19 protein-coding genes are annotated in these 22,291 nt (G+C 70.7%); 9 read left to right on the plus strand and 10 right to left on the minus strand.

The genetic code is table 11. From position 1 onward, the window contains the following. Positions 1–130 precede the first annotated feature (130 nt). The 3 genes from ACIPWY_RS38270 to ACIPWY_RS38280 all read left to right on the plus strand — a co-directional run bounded on the left by ACIPWY_RS38270 (position 131) and on the right by ACIPWY_RS38280 (position 2,276). Positions 131–799, plus strand: coding sequence for a TetR family transcriptional regulator (locus ACIPWY_RS38270; RefSeq protein ID WP_393705724.1), 669 nt, complete (start codon positions 131–133; stop codon positions 797–799). A gap of 133 nt (positions 800–932) precedes the next feature. Further along, positions 933–1,346 (plus strand): Zn-ribbon domain-containing OB-fold protein, encoded by a 414-nt coding sequence (locus ACIPWY_RS38275; protein WP_393705720.1) that lies wholly within the window; start codon positions 933–935, stop codon positions 1,344–1,346. 66 nt (positions 1,347–1,412) lie between these two features. Further along, the gene (locus ACIPWY_RS38280; protein ID WP_362910156.1) at positions 1,413–2,276 is read left to right on the plus strand and encodes a 3-hydroxybutyryl-CoA dehydrogenase; all 864 of its coding nucleotides are present in this window, start codon (positions 1,413–1,415) and stop codon (positions 2,274–2,276) included. Between the two features lie 21 nt (positions 2,277–2,297). Here ACIPWY_RS38280 and ACIPWY_RS38285 read toward each other — a convergent pair whose 3' ends face one another. Then, on the minus strand, positions 2,298–3,560 hold the full coding sequence (locus ACIPWY_RS38285) for an arginine deiminase (protein WP_362910154.1): 1,263 nt from the start codon (positions 3,558–3,560) through the stop codon (positions 2,298–2,300). A gap of 198 nt (positions 3,561–3,758) precedes the next feature. Here ACIPWY_RS38285 and ACIPWY_RS38290 point away from each other — a divergent pair, with 198 nt between their 5' ends. Beyond that, complete coding sequence (locus tag ACIPWY_RS38290) at positions 3,759–4,865, plus strand: chemotaxis protein (protein ID WP_401536876.1); 1,107 nt, start codon at positions 3,759–3,761, stop codon at positions 4,863–4,865. A gap of 46 nt (positions 4,866–4,911) precedes the next feature. Next, complete coding sequence (locus tag ACIPWY_RS38295) at positions 4,912–5,556, plus strand: hypothetical protein (RefSeq protein ID WP_362910150.1); 645 nt, start codon at positions 4,912–4,914, stop codon at positions 5,554–5,556. A gap of 64 nt (positions 5,557–5,620) precedes the next feature. Here the strand turns inward: ACIPWY_RS38295 and ACIPWY_RS38300 are convergent, their stop codons facing one another. The 4 genes from ACIPWY_RS38300 to ACIPWY_RS38315 form a co-directional block, all read right to left on the minus strand. Beyond that, on the minus strand, positions 5,621–6,583 hold the full coding sequence (locus ACIPWY_RS38300) for a threo-3-hydroxy-L-aspartate ammonia-lyase (protein WP_362910148.1): 963 nt from the start codon (positions 6,581–6,583) through the stop codon (positions 5,621–5,623). A gap of 29 nt (positions 6,584–6,612) precedes the next feature. After that, positions 6,613–7,236, minus strand: a complete 624-nt coding sequence (locus ACIPWY_RS38305) for a PAS domain-containing protein (RefSeq protein WP_362910146.1) — start codon at positions 7,234–7,236, stop codon at positions 6,613–6,615. Between the two features lie 114 nt (positions 7,237–7,350). Then, entirely contained in the window at positions 7,351–8,049 is a 699-nt protein-coding gene (locus ACIPWY_RS38310; protein WP_393705719.1) for an HAD family hydrolase, read from the minus strand. Between the two features lie 25 nt (positions 8,050–8,074). After that, positions 8,075–8,557, minus strand: coding sequence for an Lrp/AsnC family transcriptional regulator (locus tag ACIPWY_RS38315; protein WP_362910142.1), 483 nt, complete (start codon positions 8,555–8,557; stop codon positions 8,075–8,077). Positions 8,558–8,777: 220 nt separating this feature from the next. On the opposite strand from ACIPWY_RS38315, the gene ACIPWY_RS38320 reads away from it, so the two are divergent. Next, complete coding sequence (locus ACIPWY_RS38320) at positions 8,778–11,000, plus strand: NADP-dependent isocitrate dehydrogenase (RefSeq protein ID WP_362910140.1); 2,223 nt, start codon at positions 8,778–8,780, stop codon at positions 10,998–11,000. A 76-nt stretch (positions 11,001–11,076) separates the two neighbouring features. Here the strand turns inward: ACIPWY_RS38320 and ACIPWY_RS38325 are convergent, their stop codons facing one another. The 5 genes from ACIPWY_RS38325 to ACIPWY_RS38345 form a co-directional block, all read right to left on the minus strand. Beyond that, positions 11,077–11,664 (minus strand): dihydrofolate reductase family protein, encoded by a 588-nt coding sequence (locus ACIPWY_RS38325; RefSeq protein ID WP_362910139.1) that lies wholly within the window; start codon positions 11,662–11,664, stop codon positions 11,077–11,079. Positions 11,665–11,832: 168 nt separating this feature from the next. Next, complete coding sequence (locus ACIPWY_RS38330; RefSeq protein ID WP_362910137.1) at positions 11,833–12,720, minus strand: LLM class F420-dependent oxidoreductase; 888 nt, start codon at positions 12,718–12,720, stop codon at positions 11,833–11,835. Between the two features lie 153 nt (positions 12,721–12,873). Further along, positions 12,874–14,418 carry a GMC family oxidoreductase gene (locus ACIPWY_RS38335; RefSeq protein ID WP_393705718.1) on the minus strand — a complete coding sequence of 515 codons (1,545 nt, stop codon included), beginning with the start codon at positions 14,416–14,418 and terminating at the stop codon, positions 12,874–12,876. Positions 14,419–14,438: 20 nt separating this feature from the next. Next, complete coding sequence (locus ACIPWY_RS38340) at positions 14,439–16,007, minus strand: APC family permease (RefSeq protein WP_393705717.1); 1,569 nt, start codon at positions 16,005–16,007, stop codon at positions 14,439–14,441. Positions 16,008–16,046: 39 nt separating this feature from the next. Further along, complete coding sequence (locus ACIPWY_RS38345) at positions 16,047–17,516, minus strand: aldehyde dehydrogenase family protein (protein WP_393705716.1); 1,470 nt, start codon at positions 17,514–17,516, stop codon at positions 16,047–16,049. 355 nt (positions 17,517–17,871) lie between these two features. On the opposite strand from ACIPWY_RS38345, the gene ACIPWY_RS38350 reads away from it, so the two are divergent. The 3 genes from ACIPWY_RS38350 to ACIPWY_RS38360 all read left to right on the plus strand — a co-directional run bounded on the left by ACIPWY_RS38350 (position 17,872) and on the right by ACIPWY_RS38360 (position 22,267). After that, positions 17,872–19,383 carry an FUSC family protein gene (locus ACIPWY_RS38350; RefSeq protein ID WP_362910129.1) on the plus strand — a complete coding sequence of 504 codons (1,512 nt, stop codon included), beginning with the start codon at positions 17,872–17,874 and terminating at the stop codon, positions 19,381–19,383. A gap of 309 nt (positions 19,384–19,692) precedes the next feature. Then, positions 19,693–21,051, plus strand: coding sequence for a nitric oxide synthase oxygenase (locus ACIPWY_RS38355; protein ID WP_393705715.1), 1,359 nt, complete (start codon positions 19,693–19,695; stop codon positions 21,049–21,051). 175 nt (positions 21,052–21,226) lie between these two features. Next, a complete protein-coding gene (locus ACIPWY_RS38360) occupies positions 21,227–22,267 on the plus strand; it encodes a lactonase family protein (protein ID WP_393705714.1) in 1,041 nt (346 codons plus the stop codon). Positions 22,268–22,291 lie beyond the last annotated feature (24 nt).

Raw genomic sequence — 22,291 nt, forward strand, 5'->3', positions numbered from 1 at the left:
CCTGTGTGGTTCCTGAAAGCGACACTATGGCACTCAGTACCCTCTGGCAAGGTACGTGGTGCCAGAGGAGCCGCTTCGGTGTTACGTTCCCGGCATGACTGAGGCGACCAGACCGGCCAAGAAAGCGCCGATGCGCGAGGTGCTCGCCGAGGCGGCGTTCCAGCTCTTCCTCGACCGGGGTTTCGAGCGGACCACGGTCGACGACATCGTCGCCCGGGCGGGCGTCGGGCGCAGGTCGTTCTTCCGGTACTTCCCGTCCAAGGAGGACGCGGTCTTCCCGGATCACGAGCGCTGCCTCGCCGACATGACCGCGTTCCTCGAAGAGGCCGACGGCAGTGACCCGGTGGCCACCGTCTCCGACGCGGCGCGTCTCGTGCTGCGCATGTACGCGGCCAACCCCGAGTTCTCCGTGCAGCGTTACCGCCTCACGCGTGAGGTGCCGGGCCTGCGGACGTACGAACTTTCGGTGGTGCGGCGCTACGAGCGCACGCTCGCGGGCTATCTGCGGGCGCGTTTCGAGGGGGAGCGGGACGGCGGCCTGCGGGCCGAGGTGATCGCCGCGTCCGTCGTCGCAGCCCATAACAACGGGCTCCGCTCCTGGCTCCGTTCGGGTGGTGAAGGGGACCCGTACGCGGCCGTGGACCACGCTCTCGCGATGGTGCGCGGTGTGTGGAGCGGCGCGGACGAGGGGGTGACCCGGGCCGCCACGGAGGACGAGGTGGTCGTGATGGTCGCCCCGAAGGGCGCCCCGATGTGGCAGGTCGTCCAGCAGATCGAGTCGGCCCTCGGGCAGGGCTGAGGACTCCGACCCGGGGCGGATCCGGCCAGATTTGGCACTCAGTACCTTTACAGTCCGACACTGAGTGCCATACGGTGCGGAGGCGCCGACGCGATGGCGCCGCGCATCAGAGCCGAGCGCAGGGGGCCGAGCCGTGTCCGAGACAGCAATCCACACCGCGCCTACCGGGCACGAGGTGTCCCATACCCCGCCGACCCGGCGCGAGGGCGCCGGCCTGACGATCCAGCGCTGCCGATGGTGCGGCACCGCCTCCTTCAGGCGGCTCCTGTGCCCGGTGTGCGCGTCGAGCGATCTCCAGCCCGAACACAGCGAAGGGCTCGGCGTCGTCGTGCAGTCCAGTGTCGTGAACCGGTACACGGGGACGGCGCGCAACGAGTCCCTCGTCCGCTTCCCCGAAGGATTCGTGTTCCGGTGCCGCGTCGTCGGCGCCGCCCCGAACCTGGTGTGGATCGGGGCCCGGGTGCGACCCGTGGCCGGCAGCGACCCCGACGCCGGGGAAGTGGTCTTCGAGCTGTGCGACACGGGCGGACGCACCGACTGGCAGTGACCCTGCCGTATTTCGACAACTGGCGGCCCGGCAAGCGTGAGCCGCCGTGAGAGAGGACGTTCTTCGATGCGTGAGTTCGCCGGAGTGGGCGTGGTGGGCTGCGGCCTGATGGGATCGGGCATCGCGGAGGTCTGCGCCCGCGCCGGTCTGGACGTCCTGGTCGCCGAGCGCGGTGAAGAGGCGCTCGCGGCGGGCCGGTCCCGTATCACCGCGTCCCTCGACCGCGGCCTGCGCAGCGGGAAGCTGAGCGCGGACGAGCGTGAAGCCGCCCTCGCCAGGCTGGAGTTCACCACCGACCTCGAGGACTTCGCCGACCGCGACCTGGTCGTCGAGGCCGTCGCCGAGCAGCCTGACGTGAAGACCGCTGTGTTCAAGGAGCTCGACCGGGTGCTCGGGGGCGGGGACGCGGTCATCGCCTCCAACACCTCCTCCATCCCGATCATCGACCTCGCCGCGGTCACCTCGCGCCCCGAGCAGGTCGTCGGCGTCCACTTCTTCAACCCCGTACCCGTACAGCGCCTCGTCGAGGTCATACCGACCCAGCTCACCGCGCAGTCCGTCACCGACGCGGTGACGGACTTCGCCGAGCGGCGGCTCGGCAAGACCGTCGTCCACGCCCAGGACCGGGCGGGTTTCGTCGTCAACGCCCTGCTGATCCCTTACCTCGTCGCCGCGGTCAGGATGCTGGAGTCGGGCGCCGCGTCCGCCGAGGACATCGACAACGGCATGGTGCTCGGCTGCGCCCACCCCATGGGCCCGCTGCGCCTCCTCGACCTCATCGGCCTCGACACCGCCCAGTCCATCGCGGAGTCGATGTACGACGAGTTCAAGGAGCCGCTGTACGCGCCCCCGCCGCTGCTGCGCCGCATGGTCGCCGCGGGCGCCCTCGGCCGGAAGTCCGGCCGGGGCTTCTACGCGTACGACAGCTGAGCCGGGCGGACTCGGCGCCGGTCAGAAGTCGACCGGGTCCCGGATCAGCGGGCATGTCATGCAGTGCCCGCCTCCTCTGCCGCGGCCGAGCTCCGCGCCGACGATGGTGATGACCTCGACGCCCGCCTTGCGCAGCAGGGTGTTCGTCTGGGTGTTGCGGTCGTACGTGATGACGACGCCGGGCTCGATCGCCACGGCGTTGTTGCCGCTGTCCCACTGCTGGCGCTCGGAGGCGTAGACGTCGCCGCCGGTCTCGATCGCACGCAGTGCGCCGAGGCCGAGAGCCTTCGCCACGACGTCGACGAACGGGCGCGAGCCCTCGTCGGTGATGTGGAGGCCGCACGGATCGCCGCCGGGGCGCAGCGTGAAGGTGTGGACTGCGTCCATGATGGCCGGGTAGAGCGTGACGATGTCGCGGTCCGCGAAGGTGAAGACGGTGTCCAGATGCATGGCGGACCGCAGCTTCGGCAGGCCGGCGACGATGACCTGTTCCGCCGCGCCGTTCTCGAACAGCGCGGCTGCCACCTGGGTGATCGCCTGGCGTGAGGTGCGCTCGCTCATGCCCATCAGGACGATGCCGTTGCCCACGGGCATGATGTCGCCGCCCTCGAACGTGGCCTGGCCCCAGTCCCGTTCCGGGTCCCCCCACCACACGGTGGAGCCCATGAAGGCGGGGTGGAACGTGTAGATCGCCTTCATCAGCAGCGTCTCGTCGCGGCGTGCGGGCCAGTACAGCGGGTTGAGAGTGACGCCTTCGTACAGCCAGCACGTCGTGTCGCGGGTGTAGAGGGTGTTGGGCAGGGGTGGCATCAGGTACTCGCGTACGCCCGTCGACTCGCGGACGAGGGCGACGTAGTCGGAGCGGAACTCGTCCGGCAGGTCGGTGGTGGCCAGGCCGCCGATCAGGTACTCGGTGAGACGGTGCGGGCTGAGCTCGTCGAGGAAGGCCCGGGTGTCGTCCATGAGGCCGAGCCCGACCTCGTTCGCGACGATCTTGCGGTCGAGCAGCCAGGCCTTCGCCTCGGGGATCGTCATCGTCTCGGTGAGGAGTTCGTGCAGTTCGACGACGTCGACGCCGCGCCCGCGCAGCTTGCCGACGAAGTCGGCGTGGTCGCGCTGGGCGTTCTCCACCCACATCACGTCGTCGAAGAGGAGGTCGTCCGAGTTCGTCGGGGTGAGCCTGCGGTGGGCGAGGCCGGGCGCGCACACCAGGACCTTGCGCAGCGTGCCGACCTCGGAGTGGACGCCGAGCGGCGGCAGGGGAGTGATGTCGTTGCTGGTCACGATGTGTCTTTTGCCCTCGTCATGTCTTCCTCCGGCCGTGGGCGTCGGATCCGACAGGCGACGACAATATTCGCAAAAGGCCCTGGACGCCCCTCGAAGGGTGGTTGGGGAGCAGCGCCGCGCGCCGGACCGGGAATTCGGGCATATCGTGCATCGAGGAAGCCTTGTGAAACCCTCACGCCTCCGGAAGGCGCTCCCATGCAGTCCGAACTGACCCCGGCCGTGCTCGCCTCTCTGCGACGGCCCCGGCAGTATCCGGCGGTGTCCGTGCTCGTGCCCACGCACCGGCGCAAGCCGGACAACGCGCAGGACCCCATCCGGCTGCGCAATCTGCTGGCCGACGCCGCCAAGGAGCTGGACGCCGATCCCGCGGTGAGCCCGGAGCGCCGCCAGGACGTCGTCGAGCAGCTGGATCTGGCGCTCGCGGAGATCGACCTCGACCACGCCGAGGACGGTCTGGCGATCTTCGCCTCCCCGGGCGAGCACCACGTATGGTCGCTGCCGCGCACCGTCCCCGAACGGGTCGTCCTCGCGGACACCTTCCTGACCCGCAATCTCGTGGCCGCGTACACCGCCGAACAGCCCTACTGGGTCCTCGCCGTCTCGGCGGACCGTGCCGCGCTGTGGAGGGGTGACGCGCGGCGTCTGGTGGAGCAGCGCATCGCCGGGTTCCCGCTGACCCGGAGCCTGGACGACCCCGACGCCGAGCGCAAGGAGCGCGTAGGGGACCTGCCGAGCACCTACCGCGACGAGCGGACCCGCCAGTTTCTGCGGGCGGTCGACACAGCGCTCGACGAGGCCCTCGCTCCTACCGCGCCGCTGTACGTCGCCGGTGAGCAGGCGGCCGTCACCCTGCTGAACGAGGTCGGAACCGCCACCGAGCACGCCGTCCCCGTGGCCCACGGCGGGCTCGCGAGCGCCGGCGCCGAGGCTGTGCGCGAGGCCGTCCTGCCCGCCGTCACCGCACAGGAGCAGCAACGCGTGGCCGCCACCATGGCGGACGTCGAGCGCGCGCGGGGCTGGCGGGAGTTCGCCGCGGGCGTGGACGAGGTGGGGGAGCACGTCGCCGCCGGGCGGGTCCGCGTACTCGTCGTGGAGGAGCACTTCCGCACCACTGTCCGGCTGGACGGCGACCACCTGGTCCCGGCCGAGCCCGGTGACCTGGACGCCCACGACGACATCGTCGACGAGTTGGTCGAACGGGCCCTGGAGACGGGCGCCGAGGTGCGTTTCGTCCCTGACGGGACCCTCCCTGACGGAACTCTCCCGGACGGGACGGGAATCGTCGCCATCCTGCGCTACTGAGTCAGAGCTTTCGCAAAGATGCAACAAGATGCAAGGAGACGTCTGAATGAATGCCGGTTCCCCCGCGAAGAGGCCGGCGCCGCGCCGGCGACGGTCCATGACGGCCGTCCTCGCGGTGCTCGCCGCCACCACAAGCGCCGCGGCCCTCGTGTCATGCAGCACGGACAGCGGCAACGACAGCTCGTCGAGCGTCAGCCCGCGCCCTACACCCCCCAATACGGCTTCTTTCTCGGGCACCCCGCCCTCCGCGATGGCGTCGGCCGCCGAGTCGGCCGTCGCCTCGGCGAAGGCGGAGGCCTCGGCGGCCGCGAGCTCCGCGTCGGCCAGGGCCTCGGAGTTCGAGGCGTCCGTGTCGGCCGAGGTGGAGCGGGCCAACGCCGCGGCCGCCAGTGAACTCCTGAAGGTCAAGGGCCAGGGCAATGCCACGGCCGACGTCGCCCTCACCGGGAAGCCGCGGTCCCAGACGGGCGGCGTGTTCGCCGTCGTCGTCAACATCACCAACCGCACCGACAAGAAGGCGTCGTACGCCGTGCAGGTCGACTTCAAGGACGCCGACGGCAAGGTCGTCGAGACCCGGTACGTCGGCGCGGAGAACCTCGACCCCGGCAAGCGGGCCCAGCCGCTCGCCATCAGCCGCAAGCCCCCGGAGATGAAGCTGACGGCGAAGATCGCCAAGGCGCAGCGCTACTGAGGGCGACGCGCTGTTGAGGGCGCGGCGCTGTTCAGGAAGCAGACCTGCTGAGTGGCGCCTCATATCAGGGCCGGAGCAGCTCCGTGAAGCGTTCGACGTCGACGTTGCCGCCGCTGACGATCACACCGACGCGGCGGCCGCTCAGCTGCCCGGCCAGGGCGCGGGCGGCGGCGAAACCGAGGCAGCCCGTCGGCTCGACGACGGTCTTCATCCGGGTGTGGAAGATCCGCATGCACTCGACGAGCTGGTCGTCCGTGGCGGTGAGGATGTCGTCGACGCCGTCCTTGATGACGGCGAAGGTGTGCTTGCCGAGGTGCCGTGTCTGCGCGCCGTCCGCGATCGTCTGCGGGGTGTCGATGTCGATGATGCGGCCCGCTCGCAGGGACTGCCTGCCGTCGTCGCCCGCCTCGGGTTCGACGCCGTAGACGGCGCAGCCAGGGGACAGGGCGCGGGCGGCGAGGATCGACCCGGAGAGCAGCCCGCCGCCGCCCAACGGCACGAACAGCGCGTCGAGTTCGCCGACCTCCTCGAACAGCTCCTTGGCCGCGGTGCCCTGACCCGCCAGCACATCCGGGTGGTCGTACGGGGGAATCAGCGTCAGGCCACGCTCGGCGGCGACCCGGTGCCCGATCTCCTCGACGTTCTCGGTGTAGCGGTCGTACATCACGAGCTCCGCGCCGTACCCCTTGGTGGCGGCCAGCTTGGCCGCGGGCGCGTCGTGCGGCATGACGATGGTCGCGGGCATGTCCAGGATGGCGGCGGACAGCGCCACGGCCTGGGCGTGGTTGCCGGACGAGTAGGCGACGACGCCGGCGCGGCGCTGCTCAGGGGAGAACCTGGACAGCGCGTTGAACGCGCCGCGGAACTTGAAGGCGCCCATGCGCTGGTAGTTCTCGCACTTGAAATGGAGCGAGAAGCCGAGTTCGGAGTCGGTGAGGCGCGAGGTGAGCACGGGGGTGCGGTGGGCGTGCGGCGCGACGCGCTCGTGCGCGCGCACCACGTCGTCGTAGGTCGGCAGGTCGGTCATGGGTGACTCCCTCTCATTTGGCGTCCGCCTCATTTGGCATCCGCGTACACCGTCGCCCTCGACACACCCAGGTGGTCGGCGACGATGCCGGCCGACCGGCGTACTTCCATGAAGCCCTGGGCCTTCAACTCCCGTACCAGCTCCCGGCGTTGAGCCGTCCGCAGGGCGCGCGGCGTGGTCGCGCGGTCGGCGGCGAACGCGTCGATACGGGCGCGGATGGCGTCGCCGTTCGCCGGGTCGAGCGACTCGGCGGGGGCGGCGGCACCGTCGGAGCGGCCGAAGTGGTCGAGCACGGTCCCGATACCGTCGAAGACGGTCATGTCGATGTTCAGGCAGAGCGCGCCGGCGTAGTGGCCCCGCTCGTCCTTGATACCGATCGACGTGCTCTTGACCCGGCGGCCGTCCGCGAACCGGTTCGGGTAGTTCGCCACGATCTGCGGGTACGCGTCGTCGGCCAGACGCGCGAGCCCGAGTTCGGTGGCGGGATCGCCCACGGAACGGCCCGACAGGTTGTTCTCGATGGCGACGATCGCGTGGTCCGGGTCGTCGAGGTCGTGCACGACGACCTCGCAGAACGGCGCGAACGTGGCCGCGAGCCCCTTGGCGACCTCCTGGAGCTGCTCCATGAGATGGGTGTGACCGGGTTCGGACATGCTGACAGTTTATAAATAGCTGGACGATCCGTCCAGAGCCGATCTGTCCGGAGCCGATCTGTCCGGAGCCGATCCGTCCGGAGACGTCAGCTGTTGCCCAGGGAACCCTGGCGTTCACATGCCCGCAGCAGCCGTCCTCGCCAGCCAGTCGTACGCGGCCTCGGCCGTGAACTCCCGCTGCCCGCCCCGGAACAGCAGCCCCGCCGTGGCGAACGCGGGATCGTCGGCCTGCGCGGGCACAAACGGGATCGCGATGCACCGCATCCCCGCGGCATGCGCGGCCGCGGCCCCCGGAATCGCGTCCTCCACCACCGTGCAGTGCGCGGGCATCACGCCGAGCCTGCGCGCCGCCTCCAGGAACACGTCGGGCGCCGGCTTGCCGTGGGCGACCTGGTCCGCCGAGACGAAGACCCTCAGCTGTGCGTCGAGGCCGGTGCCGGACAGGACCGCGTCGATGGCCTCGGGCGGCGATCCGGACGCGACGGCCATCGGCACCCCCGCCTCGTACAGCCGCTCCACGAACTTCCGCATCTGCGGATAGACCGCCGTGGCGGCCCGGGCGAGAGTCAGATAGCGGGTGCTCATCTCCGTGAGCAGTACCTCGGCCGGGGCCTGGATGCCGTACGTGCGCCGCAGGCCCTCGATGGTCTCCTGGGTGCTGATACCGACGTACGACTCGTGTTCCCGCCAGGTGAAGTCCGGGGCGCCGTGCTCGGCGAGGGTGCGCCGGGTCGCCTCGAAATAGTTCGGCTCGCTGTCCACGAGGGTTCCGTCGAGATCGAAGACGACGGCGGTGCTGCCCAGGGTGCTCATGCGCTCCAGGATGCCAAGGCCGTGGTCACCGGCGCTCGGCGGCGGCCCGGCCGATCGCCGAGACGAGCGGCAGGACCCGGTGCGGCACGCGCTCGCGCAGCGCGACCTCGGTACGGGTGCGGACCACTCCGGGCAGCCGGTTGAGCTGCTGGACGATGTCCTCCAGATGACCGTTGTCGCGGGCCGCCACCCGCGTCAGGAGGTCTCCGCCGCCGGTGATCGAGAAGGCCTCGATGATCTCCGGGACGCCTGCGAGCGCGTCGCCCACCTCTTCGAGATGGCCCTGCGTGACCTCGATGTGGACGAACGCGAGGACCGGGTGGCCGAGCGCGGTGAGGGAGAGGGCCGGGCCGGTGCCGGTGATCACCCCGTCGCGCTCCAGCCGGTCGAGGCGCGCCTGGAGCGTGCCGCGGGCCACGCCGAGGATGCGGGCGTACTCACGCACGCTCGTGCGCGGCTGCTCCAGGAGGAGACGCAGGATGCGGGTGTCCAACTCGTCCACGGCCATGGGCTGCGGCCTCCTTCGCGGGGCGGTGATCGCCGGATGACTGTACCAATGGTCCAGAGGATCCGGGATTGGGTGGGCCGGCGGCGTGTGCCGGGGGAGGGGGCCTGGATCCGGTGCCGTATCCGGTGCGGGGTCCTGTCGAGTGGGGGTCGGTCACGAGATATCTTGATGTCGAGCAATGTTGCAGACGAGAGACGCAGACTGTGGAGCGGAGCACCCGGTGACTGACTCGACCATCATCTATACGCACACCGACGAGGCCCCGGCCCTCGCGACGTATTCGTTCCTGCCCGTGGTCGAGGCCTACGCCTCGACCGCCGGCGTCAGTGTGGAGAGCCGCGACATCTCGCTGGCCGGGCGGATCATCGCCAGCTTCCCGGAGCGCCTCGCGGAGAGCCAGCGCATCGACGACGCGCTCGCCGAGCTCGGCGAGCTGGCGAAGACGCCCGGCGCGAACATCATCAAGCTGCCGAACATCTCGGCCTCCATCCCGCAGCTGAAGGCGGCCATCGCCGAGCTGCAGGGCCAGGGCTACGCGCTGCCGGACTACCCGGACGACCCGCAGACCGACGAGGACAAGGACGTCCGCGCCCGTTACGACAAGGTCAAGGGCAGCGCCGTCAACCCGGTCCTGCGCGAGGGCAACTCCGACCGCCGCGCCCCCGCGTCGGTCAAGAACTACGCCAAGGCCCACCCCCACCGCATGGGCAAGTGGACGCCGGATTCGAAGACCAACGTCGCCACCATGGGCGTCAACGACTTCCGCTCCACCGAGAAGTCCGCGGTCATCGCCGAGCCCGGCACCCTGCGCATCGAGCTGGCGGCCGCCGACGGCACCACCACCGTCCTGCGCGAGTCCGTCCCGGTCCTCGCGGGCGAGGTCGTCGACGCCTCCGTCCTGCGCGTCGCCGCGCTGCGCGAGTTCCTCACGGCGCAGATCGCCAAGGCCAAGGCCGAGGGCGTCCTGTTCTCCGTGCACCTCAAGGCCACGATGATGAAGGTCTCCGACCCGATCATCTTCGGCCACGTCGTGCGCGCCTTCTTCCCGAAGACGTTCGCGAAGTACGGCGAGGCGCTCGTCGCCGCCGGCCTGTCCCCGAACGACGGCCTCGGCACCATCCTCAAGGGCCTGGACTCCGTGCCCCACCTGGGCGCCGAGATCAAGGCGTCCTTCGAGGCCGAGATCGCCGAGGGTCCCGCCCTCGCCATGGTCGACTCCGACAAGGGCATCACCAACCTGCACGTACCGTCCGACGTCATCGTCGACGCGTCCATGCCGGCCATGATCCGCACCTCCGGCCACATGTGGGGCCCGGACGGCGAGGAGGCCGACACCCTCGCGGTGCTGCCCGACAGCAGCTACTCCGGCGTCTACCAGGTCGTCCTCGACGACTGCCGCGCCAACGGCGCCTTCGACCCGTCCACCATGGGCTCGGTGCCGAACGTCGGCCTCATGGCGCAGAAGGCCGAGGAGTACGGCAGCCACGACAAGACCTTCGAGATCCCGGCCGCGGGCACCGTCCGCCTCGTGGACACCGCGGGCAACGTGGTCCTGGAGCAGGAGGTCGCCGAGGGCGACATCTTCCGCGCCTGCCAGACCAAGGACCTGCCGATCCAGGACTGGGTCAAGCTCGCCGTCACCCGCGCCCGCGCGACCGGAAACCCGGCCGTGTTCTGGCTCGACGAGGGCCGCGCGCACGACGCGACGCTCATCGAGAAGGTCAAGACGTATCTGGCCGACCACGACACGGACGGTCTGCAGATCGAGATCATGTCCCCGGTCGAGGCGACCGCGTTCTCCCTGGAGCGCATCCGCCGCGGCGAGGACACCATCTCCGTCACCGGCAACGTGCTGCGCGACTACCTGACGGACCTCTTCCCGATCCTCGAGCTGGGCACGAGCGCGAAGATGCTCTCCGTCGTCCCGCTGATGAACGGCGGCGGTCTGTTCGAGACGGGCGCCGGCGGCTCCGCCCCGAAGCACGTCCAGCAGCTCGTCAGGGAGAACTACCTGCGCTGGGACAGCCTCGGTGAGTTCCTCGCCCTCGCCGTCTCCTTCGAGCACCTCGCGACCACCACGGGCAACGCCCGCGCCAAGGTCCTGGGCGACACCCTCGACCGCGCGACCGGCACCTTCCTCAACGAGGACAAGTCGCCGAGCCGCAAGCTGGGCGGCATCGACAACCGCGGCAGCCACTTCTACCTCGCCCTGTACTGGGCCCAGGAGCTGGCCAAGCAGACCGACGACGCCCAGCTCGCCGAGGCGTTCGCGCCGCTCGCCAAGACCCTCGGCGAGCAGGAGCAGACGATCGTCGACGAGCTGATCGCCGTCCAGGGCAACCCGGCCGACATCGGCGGCTACTACCAGCCCGACGCCGCCAAGGCCGCGGCGGTCATGCGCCCGTCGGCCACGTTCAACCAGGCCATCGCGTCGCTCGCCTGAGCACTCCCGGTCTGACGCGTTCCGCCCCGGTCGGCACCAGCCGACCGGGGCGGTCCCGTATCCGCGGTACGGGTGGCTACGAGGCTGCCTCCGACGCGCGCCGGTAGCGCAGCATGACGACCCCGTTCCCGAACGTCCGGGTCTCCACGAGCCGGAGCGCGACCGCTCGGCCCGCCGCCGGGAAGAGCGGCTTCCCGCCCCCGATCAGCACCGGATGGACGTATACGCGGAACTCGTCGACCAGGTCGAGTTCCATGAACGTCGCAGCGAGACCGGCCCCGCCCAGTGACATGTCCCCGCCGGGCTGCGCCTTGAGCGCCAGGATGTCCTCCACGACGACGTCCCGCACGATCGTCGTGTTCCAGTCGGTGTTCTCCGCGGTGTTCTCCAGCGTCCTGGAGAACACGATCTTGGGCATGTTCCGCCAGATGCCGGCGAACTCGGCCATCGTCTCGCCGCAGTCCGGGTCGTCGTCGACGGTCGGCCAGACCGACACCATCAGCTCATGGGTGACCCGCCCGTCGATGAAGGCGCTCATCCCGGCGAGCTCCGCGTTGAAGTACCGGTGCAGCTCCTCGTCGACCCGGTGCCAGCTGATGTCGCGGCCCGGTCCCTCGATGTAGCCGTCGAGGGAAACCGACATGCCCAGAACGATGTCTCGCATCCCAACTCACTCATCTCTCACGGTGGTTGTGGCCGCGCGGATCACTGCCGCCGGTCATGTCCGAACCGTATGAGGGTGCGCTGCGCATCGGGCGTGCGACAGGGGAAGACCTGGGAGGCACAGGAGTTCACGCGCGGATTTCACGCCCCGAGCCCTGTGCCCCTGGCCTCAGAGTTCCAGTACCGTCGCCAGCCGCCGCCACTTCTCCCGGGGCAGGCCGCCCCGGTCCTCGCCCGGGGTCAGCACCTGGATGGCGACGTGGTCCGCGCCCGCGTCCAGGAAGGAGTCGATCCGCTCGCGCACCCGCTGCTCGTCGCCCCAGCCGAAGAGGGCGTCGACGAGCCGGTCGCTGCCGCCGTTCGCGAAGTCGTCCTCGGTGAAGCCGAGACGCAGCCAGCTGTTGGTGTAGTTGGGCAGCTGCAGATAGAGCGCGAGCGTCTCGCGGGCGGTCGCCCGGGCGCGGTCCGGGTCGGCCTCCAGGACCACGGTGAACTCCGGCGCGAGCAGCGGCCCCTGGCCGAGCGTCTCACGGGCCTGCGCGGTGTGCTCCGGGGTGACCAGATACGGGTGCGCGCCGGCGGCACGGTCCCGGGAGAGCTCCAGCATGCGCGGGCCGAGCGCGGCCAGCACACGGCGGTCGGCCGGAATCCCCGCGGCGTCGAGTGCGTCGAGGTAGTCGGCCATGGCGCCGTACGGCCGCTTGTACTGCGCGGCGAGCTTCGCGTGGCTGACGCCGAGGCCGAGCAGGAACCGGCCGGGGTGGGCGGCCTCCAGGGCGGTCCAGAGGTCGGCGGTCTCCCGCGCCTCGTACTGCCAGATGCTGAGGATGCCGGTCGCGACGGTGATCTTCGAGGTGGCCTCGATCAGCGGGGCGGCGTGTTCGATGCCACTGCTGCCGCCGAGCCAGAGCGCGCCGTAGCCGAGCTGCTCCAACTCCGCGGCTGTTTCGGCGAGTTCGGCCACCCGAGCGGGGTCCGGGTCGCGCAGCCCGGTGTTCCACAGGCCGTACCTGCCGATCGCGGATGCCTGCGTGCTGCTGCTGTCGCTGAAGCTCATGAGCTGTCTCCCGCTGCCAGGTGGATCGATGTCCGACGTCTGCCGCAACCCTTGTGGACGATCTTGTATTCCGTCACCGCGAAACCGTGCGCGACGGCCGCGCAGGCGGGTGGTCCGCCGCGTCGATGCCGCACCGGCAACACCCTCCCCGGATCAATCAGCCTTGATCATGTCGGCGCACTTCTCGCCGATCATCATCGTCGTGATGCACGGATTGACGGCGGGCAGGAACGGCATGACCGACGCGTCGGCCACCCGCAGCCCGCTGACCCCCTTGACCCGCAGTTGCGGGTCGAGCGGAGAGTCCGCGTCGGACACCGGCCCCATCCGGACCGTTCCCGCCGGGTGATACACCGTGTTGTGGGTCTCCTTGATGTACGAGAACAACTCGTCGTCGGACTGGGCCGCCGGGCCCGGGGCGAGTTCGGCACCCGCCCACGCGGCCATCGGCGCCTGCGCCGCGATCTCCCGTGCGAGCCGGAGCCCGTGGATCATCACGCGGATGTCGTGCTCATCCGTGAAGTACCGCGGGTCGACCCTGGGCTTGTCACGGAAGTCGCGGGTACGCAGTCGCACCGTGCCCATGGACCGGGCCCGGGTGACGTTCGGCGTGAGACAGAACGCGTTGTCCGTCGTCGGGTAGCCGCGCCGGTACGTGTTCATGTCGAAGGGCACCGAGCCGTAGTGGAACATCAAGTCGGGCCGGTCCAGGCCGGGTTCGGTTCCGGTGAAGATGCCGATCTCCCACCACTGGGTGGACCTCGTGACCATGGGCTGCTTCGCCTCCCACATGATCACACCCTCGGGATGGTCCTGGAGACGCGAGCCGACCCCGGGGGAGTCCACCCGCACGCCGACGCCGCAATCTTGCAGATCCCCGGCCGGTCCGATGCCCGACAGCATCAGCAGCTTCGGCGAGTCGATGGCCCCGCAGCTCACGATGACTTCACGCCGCGCCGCGACCGAGCCGCTGTGGGTGGTGTCGGGCTCCAGGTATTCGACACCGGTGCAGCGATTGCTGTCGTCGAACAGCAGCCGCTTGGCCTGGCGCCCGGTACGGATCTCCAGATTCGGCCGGCTGCCGAGAATCGGATGGAGATACGACACGGACGCGGACGAACGGGTGCCGTCCTCGCGGGCGTTGATCTGGAACCAGTGCGCGCCGCGCACCACCGTGGAGCCGGTGTTGAACGGAGTGGTGGGAATGCCCGCGTCGGCGCAGGCCGCCAACAGGGCCCTGCCGCAGGGATCGTCGGGCGGGATCGTGCGGATGGTGACGGGGCCGGAGCGGCCATGGTGGTCCCCGGGCGCGTCGTTGGTCTCCAGGCGCCGGTAGAGCGGGTAGCAGTCCGCGGCGCTCCACCCCGTACAGCCGAGCGACTCCCACTCGTCGAGATCCTCGGCCGGTGCCCAGAACGCGATGCACGAGTTGTGCGACGAGCAGCCGCCGAGGACCTTGGCGCGGGCGTGCCGCAGGAAGCTGTTGCCGTTCTCCTGGGGCTCCACCGGGTAGTCCCAGTCGTAACCGGACTCCAGCAGGGCCATCCACCGCTCGAGCCGCAGGATGCTGTCGTCGCCGACGTCGGAGGGGCCGGCTTCCAGCACGCAGACGGTGACGGCCGGGTCCTCGCTCAGTCGCGCGGCCACGACCGCCCCGGCCGTACCACCGCCGACCACGACGTAATCGAACTCATCCACCTCTGCTGCTCCTTCTCGACTCAGGATCCGCCGTGGGCCGGTGCGGGCTCCGGCGGTCCTCCGACGGCGTGTTCGGCGATCACGCCGGTCTTCTTGCGCTGCACGAACCAGTAGTAGGCGAAGCCCGCGGCCGCGACGATGCCGACGAACAGGACGCCGCCCCATCGCAGGTACCAGTGCTGGGGTCCGGTGGCGTTGTAGACGGCGGCGCGCGGCCACAGCAGGTTGACCGACATCGCGGCGCCCCAGAGCACCGCCAGGATGTTGACCGGCAGGCCGAGGCGGCCCAGTGAGAAGTAGCCGGGCGCGGGAGTCCACTCGCCGCGCAGCCGCTGTACCAGCATGGGCGCCGTGACCAGCAGATACGCGATGTAGATCATGATGATGGCGATGCTGGTGACAACCGAGAAGATCTGCGGTTGCTTGATGTTGACGACGAGGATGGCGATCGCCACGATCCCGATCAGGCACGTGGCGACCACGGGTGTCTTGAACCGCGGGCTGATCCTGGCCAGTCTGGAGCCGGCCGGCAGGTTGTTGTCGCGGGCCATCGCGAACGCCATGCGCAGGCCCGCGGTCTGTACGGACAAGGCGCACACGGTGATGGCGATGACGACGCACCACAGCACGGCCAGGCCGACCGTCTCGCCGAGCGTGGCCTTCACCACGTACTGCAGGCCGTCCACCGACAGCTCTTTGGCCTGCAGATCAGGGGTGGCGAGCAGCGCGAAGAGCAGGATCAGGCCGCCCAGGACGAAGGAGGCGGTGAGTGCGCGCAGGATGGCGCGCGGAGCGTTGCGGGCCGGATCTTTGGACTCCTCGCCGAGCGAGGAGGCGGTGTCGAAGCCGTACATCACGTACGCCGAGGCGAGCGACGCGGTCAGGAACGCGCCGAGGTAGCCGAGCGGCTGGCCCTGTCCGTAGCCGTCGGTGTCGACGATCGCGCTCGGACCGCGGGTGATGTGCGCTGCCAGCAGGCCCACCAGCACGACCGCGGCGATCAGCTCGATGAACACCCCGGCGGAGTTGATGGTCGCCATCAGTTTGACGCCGAAGGCGTTGATCAGGGTGGTGAAGAGGATGAGGATCGTGCCCAGGAGCACGGCGTTGGCGGCCGCGTCGTACGGTCCCGTCCCGTCGCCGATCACCTGGAAGAAGCTCGAGATCTGAGGCAGCGTCAGCTGATACGCGAGAGCCACGGCGGCCAGCGACACCATGGTCGCGATCGTCATCATCCAGCCCGCCAGCCAGCCGATGTGCGGACCGCCCGTGTGCTTGGCCCAGTTGTAGACCGACCCCGCGACGGGGAAGCGCGCCGCGAGTTCGCAGAAGCTCAGCGCCACCATCAGCTGCCCGACGAAGACCATCGGCCACGACCACCAGTAGGCCGGCCCGCCGAAGCTGACGCCGAAGTAGAACAGCTGGAAGGTGCCTGTGAGGATCGAGATGTAACTGATTCCGGCGGCGAAGGTGTGGAAATTGCCGAGGGTGCGCTTGAGTTCGGGCTTGTAGCCCAGCTCCGTGAGCGCGGCGTCCTGGTCGTCTCCACTCGCGTCGTGACCAGGCCCGTCAGGTGGAATGTCCGGCATCGCCGCTCTCCTCTCCCGCACCGGTGGCGTGCCCAGGGCTCACTCGAACCACCGCTGCGGCCGTGGCGCGGTGTTACGCCAGATGTGCTTGGCCTCCTGGTACTCCGCGAGGCCGGTCGGCCCCAGCTCCCGGCCGACGCCGGACTGCTTCATACCGCCCCACTCGGCCTGCGGCACGTACGGGTGGAAGTCGTTGATCCATACGGTCCCGGCGTCCAGCTGGGACGCGACCCGCTCGGCTCGCTCGGCGTTCTGCGTCCAGACCGCTCCGGTCAGGCCGTAGACGGTGTCATTCGCGAGGGCGACCGCCTCGGCCTCGTCGCGGAACCGCTCGACGGTCAGGACCGGACCGAAGGATTCGTCGCGCACCACCGACATGCGCGGGGTGCACTCGGTGAGGACGGTCGGCGGGTAGTAGTAACCGTCCCGCAGCGCCGGGTCCTCGGGCCGGACGCCACCGCAGCGCAGCACCGCCCCCTCCGCGACACCCGCGGCCACGTATGCCTCGACCTTGTCGCGGTGGGCGGCGGAGATCAGCGGGCCCGTGCGGGCATCCTCGTCGAACGGGCCGCCCATCGGGATCGCCCGGGCCCGCGCCACCAGGTCCTCGACGAACCTGTCGTGCAGCTCGTCCTGGACCAGCAGCCTCGCCCCGGCCGAACAGACCTGACCGGAGTGCAGGAACACGGCCATCAGGGCGTAGTCGAGAGCCGTCTCGTAGTCGGCGTCGCCGAACACGATGTTGGGGTTCTTGCCGCCGAGCTCCAGAGCCACCTTCTTCACGGTGGGCGCGGCCGCGGCCATGATGCGCCGGCCCGTGACGAGACCACCGGTGAACGACACCATGTCGACCCGAGGGTCCTCGGTGAGCGGTGCCCCCGCGTCCGGACCGGTGCCGAGGACGAGATTGGCGACCCCGTCGGGCAGTCCGGCCTCGGCCAGCAGCCGCATCAGGATGATCGCGGTGTGGGGGGTGAGCTCGCTGGGCTTGAGGACGAAGGTGTTGCCCGCGCCGAGCGCGGGGGCGACCTTCCAGGCGGTCTGCAGCAGCGGATAGTTCCAGGGAGTGATCAGTCCGCACACGCCGACCGGCACGTGCACCACGCGGCTGTCCACGCCGGGGCTGCCGGTGTCGACGATCCGGTCGGTGCCGCCGGCGGCCACCAGGTTGCCGAAGTAGCGGAAGCAGTTGGCGATGTCGTCCATGTCGTACTCGCTCTCCACGAGCCGTTTCCCGGTGTCCAGGGATTCGGCGCGGGCGAGTGCGTCCTTGTCACGCTCGATGAGGGCGGCCACGCGCAGCAGCAGCGCGCCGCGCTCGGCGGCCGGTGTGGCGGGCCACGGTCCGTGGTCGAAGGCTTCACGGGCCGCGGCGACCGCCGCCGCCGCGTCCTGCGGACCCGCCTCGTCGACCGTGGCGACCAGCGTGCCGTCGGCCGGGCAGCGGATCTCTCGCACCCGCCCGTCGACGGCAGCGATCCACCTGCCACCGATGAACAGCTCAGGCATGCAGACTCCTCCGGGTCGGACGTTCGATCCAGCTCCCGAGCACGCAGTGTGGTGCCCCACTAGCCGACAGTAAGTACGCGGCGACGTCTGTGCAGCACCGCGGGGGCCAGCGGTGAGGTGAGGGGCATCCCGTTGCCGGATCTTCATGATCGGCACTTCATGATCGGCGTGGTCCGTTGGTCCCCTCGCGGCCCACGCGCGGAGCGTTTGACTGGGCCATTGGCCCAAGACTTTCTCCCGCTGTTGATCCATAGGCCCTTGAGATGCTGTGATGTGCCCGTCGATGGCGCTGCGGGATCTCCGCGGCGCCTTTTTCATGCGGAGTTTCGCGGTGACGCGGAAAGGGTGGGCGGCTGTGCTGAAGAGGGTGTTCATGGCTCCGGATCCGGGGCGGCTGCGGCTGCGCTTCGCGGCTCGTGGCGTCCTCGGCATCAGCCTCGCGGTGGCCCTGTGCGGGCTCGCCGGACACTCGCTCGTCGCGGCCATCACGGGTGGCCTGGCCGCGCTGCTCGCCCTGTTCACCGTGACCGACGCGACGGTGCGCGGACAGGCCGTGACGACCGCGCTGCTTCCGGCCGTAGGCCTCCCGGTGCTCGGGCTCGCGGCCGCGCTCCACGACGTACCCGTGGCTCGTGACCTGGCGTTCCTCGCCGTGGTCGGCGCCGGGGTGTACGCGCGGCGGTGGGGGCCGCGCGGACACTCCCTCGGCGTCTTCGCGTTCATGACCTTCTTCGCCGCGCAGTTCCTGCACACCGTGCCGGCCCAGCTCCCCGAGCTGTACGCCGCCGTACTCCTCTCGCTCGCCGCCGCGTCCGTCGTGCGGTTCGGGCTGTGGTGCTACGAGCGCGGGCTGCCGGTGCCCGCGGCGGTGGCGGCGCCCACCGGCGGGAGCGGGCTCGCGCGCATCACGACGCGGCAGGCCGTGCAGGCGACCGTGGGCGCCGGCTTCGCGCTCGCCCTCGGCCAGGTGCTGTCCGACCAGCGCTGGTACTGGGCCGTGGGCGCCACGTGGTGGGTGTTCGTGAACACCACGTCCCGCGGCGAGACGACGGTCCGTGGATTCCGCCGGTTCCTGGGGACGGTGCTGGGCATCGTGCTCGGCTTCGCGGTGGCCGTGCCGCTGCACGACCAGCCCGTCGCGGCGGCCGTGATCGTCGCGCTCAGCGTGTTCGGGATCTTCTACACCGCCGCCGTCTCGTACACGTGGATGATGCTCGCCGTGACCGTCATGGCGAGCATGCTCTACGGGCTGCTCGGCGTGCTCGACCCGGCGCTGCTGGCCCTGCGGGTCGGTGAGACCGCCGTCGGGGCGCTCGGTGCGGTGCTCGCGGTGCTGCTCGTGCTGCCGGTGACCACACACTCCGTCACCGACGCGTGGGTCGAGCGCGCCCTGCGCTGCGTGCACGCCTGCACCGCCGAGGCCGCCGCCCGGCTGGCGGGCTCACCGACGGCCGACCCGACCCGGCGCGTGGCCGAGCTGGAGTCGATCCTCGGCCGGGTGCGGCTCTCGCTGGCTCCCCTGGTGCACCCGTTCAGCCCGATGCGGGCGCGGATGGGCCGGGCCCGGCACGTACTCGCCCTGCTCGACGACTGCGCGCGCGAGGTGCGCGGGCTCGCCTCCGTCGCCGCCGACCCGGAGGCCTCGCACGACGCCCGGCTCGCCGCGGCCTGCTGGCGCGTGGAGACCGCCGTCGAGGCGCTCACCGACATGCCGGCGGGCGGACAGCGCCGCCACGCCGAAGCCGGGGCGCTGCCGCAGGCGGTCGAGGGCGAACCGGTGCTGACGCACCTCCACGCGCTGGAGCGGGCCCTGCTCGAACTCGCCGTCCCGCTGCGCGGATCCGACCGGGTCGCGGTCGGCGCCTGAGCCGGCGAGGCGGCGCTGTCCGCCCGCCGCGGGGGGCGCGCTGCAAATTTCGCGCCCCCGCATTGCCTTGCTCGCCCCCTCTCGAAAAACCGGTGCCCGATCGCGCGTACGGGCGCGGCGCTGCTTCACCTCTCCCACCTGCGCCAACGGCCCGCGAGGCGGACGCCCCGGCATGTTCCGGGGCGCGTTCGCCTGTCACGTGGATAGCGGATCGCCCCCCCGGACGGGTGACAAAGCGGCATCATGTGGACGCACGGAGTACGCGGCCCCGCGGGAGGGTCCGTGGCCGGGGACCCCTGGGAGTGCGCCATGCCCGACACACCGCAGAGAACCGACGGACCCGCCGGCTGGCTGGACCGAGCCGAGGCAAGGGATGGAGCCGCGGGTTGGCTTGACCGAGGCGAGTCCAGGGACGGAGCCGCGGCCGGGGACGGCGGCTTCCAGGAGCGGCACGACCGCTGTCCGGCAGGGGGCGCCGCGTATCACGCCAACGCCGACGCCCTCGCCTCAGCCGGCATCGGCCACCACCACATCCCCGGCCCCCGTGACCCAGCCCCCCGCACCCCGGAACTCTGGCCCGCCGCCTCCGGCTTCATTCGCGCCCACCACGCCGAGGAGCGGCTCGGCGACCCGTCCGCTCGCCTCGCGGAGGTGTACGGCCAGGTCGCGGACACAGGAACGTATCGCCACACCGAGCGCGAGCTCATCTTCGGGGCCCGCGTCGCCTGGCGGAACGCCAACCGCTGCATCGGCCGCCTCTACTGGAACTCCCTGCACGTCCGCGACTTCCGCCACCTCACCGCGGCCGAGGACATCGCAGCCGCCTGCACCGACCATCTGCGCGAGGCATCCCAAGGCGGCCGCATCCGTCCTCTGATCACCGTCTTCGCACCCGACGCGCCCGACCGCCCAGGACCCCGCATCTGGAACGAACAGCTCATCCGGTACGCGGGATACGTCCAGCGCGACGGCCGCGTCGTCGGCGACCCGCGCAACGAGGGCCTCACCGCGCTCGCCCGGCGCCTCGGCTGGCGCGGCGGGGACGGCACCCCCTTCGACGTACTGCCCCTGATCGTCCAGGGCACCGACGACAAGCCGCGCTGTTTCGACCTGCCGCCCGACGCGGTCCTCGAAGTGCCCATCGAGCACGAGGAATTCGACTGGTGGGCCGGGCTGCGGCTGCGCTGGCACGCCGTGCCCGCCCTGTCCACGATGTGCCTGGAGATCGGCGGGATCTGCTACCAGGCCGCCCCCTTCAACGGCTGGTACATGGGCACCGAGATAGGCGCCCGCAACCTCGCCGACACCGACCGCTACGACCTCCTGCCGCGCATCGCCGAGCGCCTCGGCCTCGACACCACCAGCGACCGGTCCCTGTGGAAGGACCGTGCACTCGTCGAGCTGAACCGCGCCGTCCTGTACTCCTTCGACCGCGCCGGCGTCACCGTCACGGACCATCACACCGAGTCGCGGCGCTTCCTCACGCACCTCGACCGCGAGGAGCGCAAGGGCCGTACCGTCGGCGCCGACTGGTCCTGGATCGTGCCGCCGATCTCCGGCTCGGCGACCCCGGTCTTCCACCGCACGTACGACACGACGGAGCGCACGCCGGCGTACGTGCAGCATCCCGAGGCGCTCGCCAGGGCGTCCGGCGAGTTCCCGGTCTAGGGCCATTCGTTCGGATCATTCGGGGCTCGCGGGGTCCGGCCCGCGCATCTGCCGCACCGGACCGCGCTCCCTGATCCGGCCTGATCCAAACGAAAGGCCCTGGACCCGCTGCTACCGTCGGCCGCACGAACGGCGAGCACAGGGCTCACCGTGTGTGCGGCGCAAGGGGATTCGCGTGGGCGACAGGCAGGGCGGACGGGCGTACATCGGATCCTTCACCGCCGCGGGAGGATCCGGGATCCTCACCACGTCCGTCCATGCGGACAGCGGCTCACTCACCGTGCTCAGCGCCGTCGACACGCTCCCCGACCCGTCCTACCTCGCGCTCTCTCCCGCGGGCGACATCCTCTACGCGGTGAGCGAGACCGCCGAGGGAGCCGTCGCCGCGTTCCGTACCAAGGACGGAAAGCCGGAACTCGCCGGGCGCGGCGTGCTCGTCCGCGGCTCGGGCCCCACCCATCTCGCCCTGTACGACGGCCATCTGCTCACCGCCAACTACGGCTCGGGCAGTGTCACTTCGGTACAGCTGCGGCCGGACGGCACTCTCGACGGAGAGTCCGCCGACGTGCTGCGCCACGAGGGTTCGGGCACGCACCCCAAGCGCCAGCAGGGCCCGCATGCCCACCAGGTGGTGCCGGACCCCAGCGGCCGTTGGGCCGTCAGTGTGGACCTCGGCACCGACTCCGTACGGGTGTGCTCGATGAAGGACGGGCGCCTGGACGTCCACCGCGAGGTCGCGCTGCGGCCCGGCTCGGGACCGCGGCACCTGGCGTTCCACCCACGCGGCGACCGCGCGTACATCCTGAACGAGCTGACACCGACCGTCACCGTCTGCCAGTGGGACGCCGTCGACGGCGCTCTGCAGCCGCTCGGCGAGACCTCCGTGCTGCCGGACGCGCCGCACGGCGACGCGTTTCCGTCCGAGGTCGTCGTGGCGCCCGACGGGCGCTTCCTGTGGACCGCCACGCGCGGCGCGAACGTCATCTCCGTCCTCACCCTCGAAGCCACCGGCGACCGGCCGACGCTGCGCGCCACGGTGTCCTGCGGCGGGGACTGGCCCCGCGACCTGGCGCTGCACCCGTCGGGCGGCTTCCTGTACGTGGCGAACGAGCGGTCCGGCGACGTGACCTGGTTCGCGGTGGACCGCGAGACCGGCCTCCCGCGCCGCAGCGGCTCCATCGAGGCGCCCGCCGCGTCCTGCGTGATCTTCGGCTGAGACCGGTCCTGAGCGGGTTCTGGG

The organism is Streptomyces sp. NPDC090032 (genome assembly GCF_044748025.1).
Classification (GTDB): Bacteria; Actinomycetota; Actinomycetes; order Streptomycetales; family Streptomycetaceae; genus Streptomyces.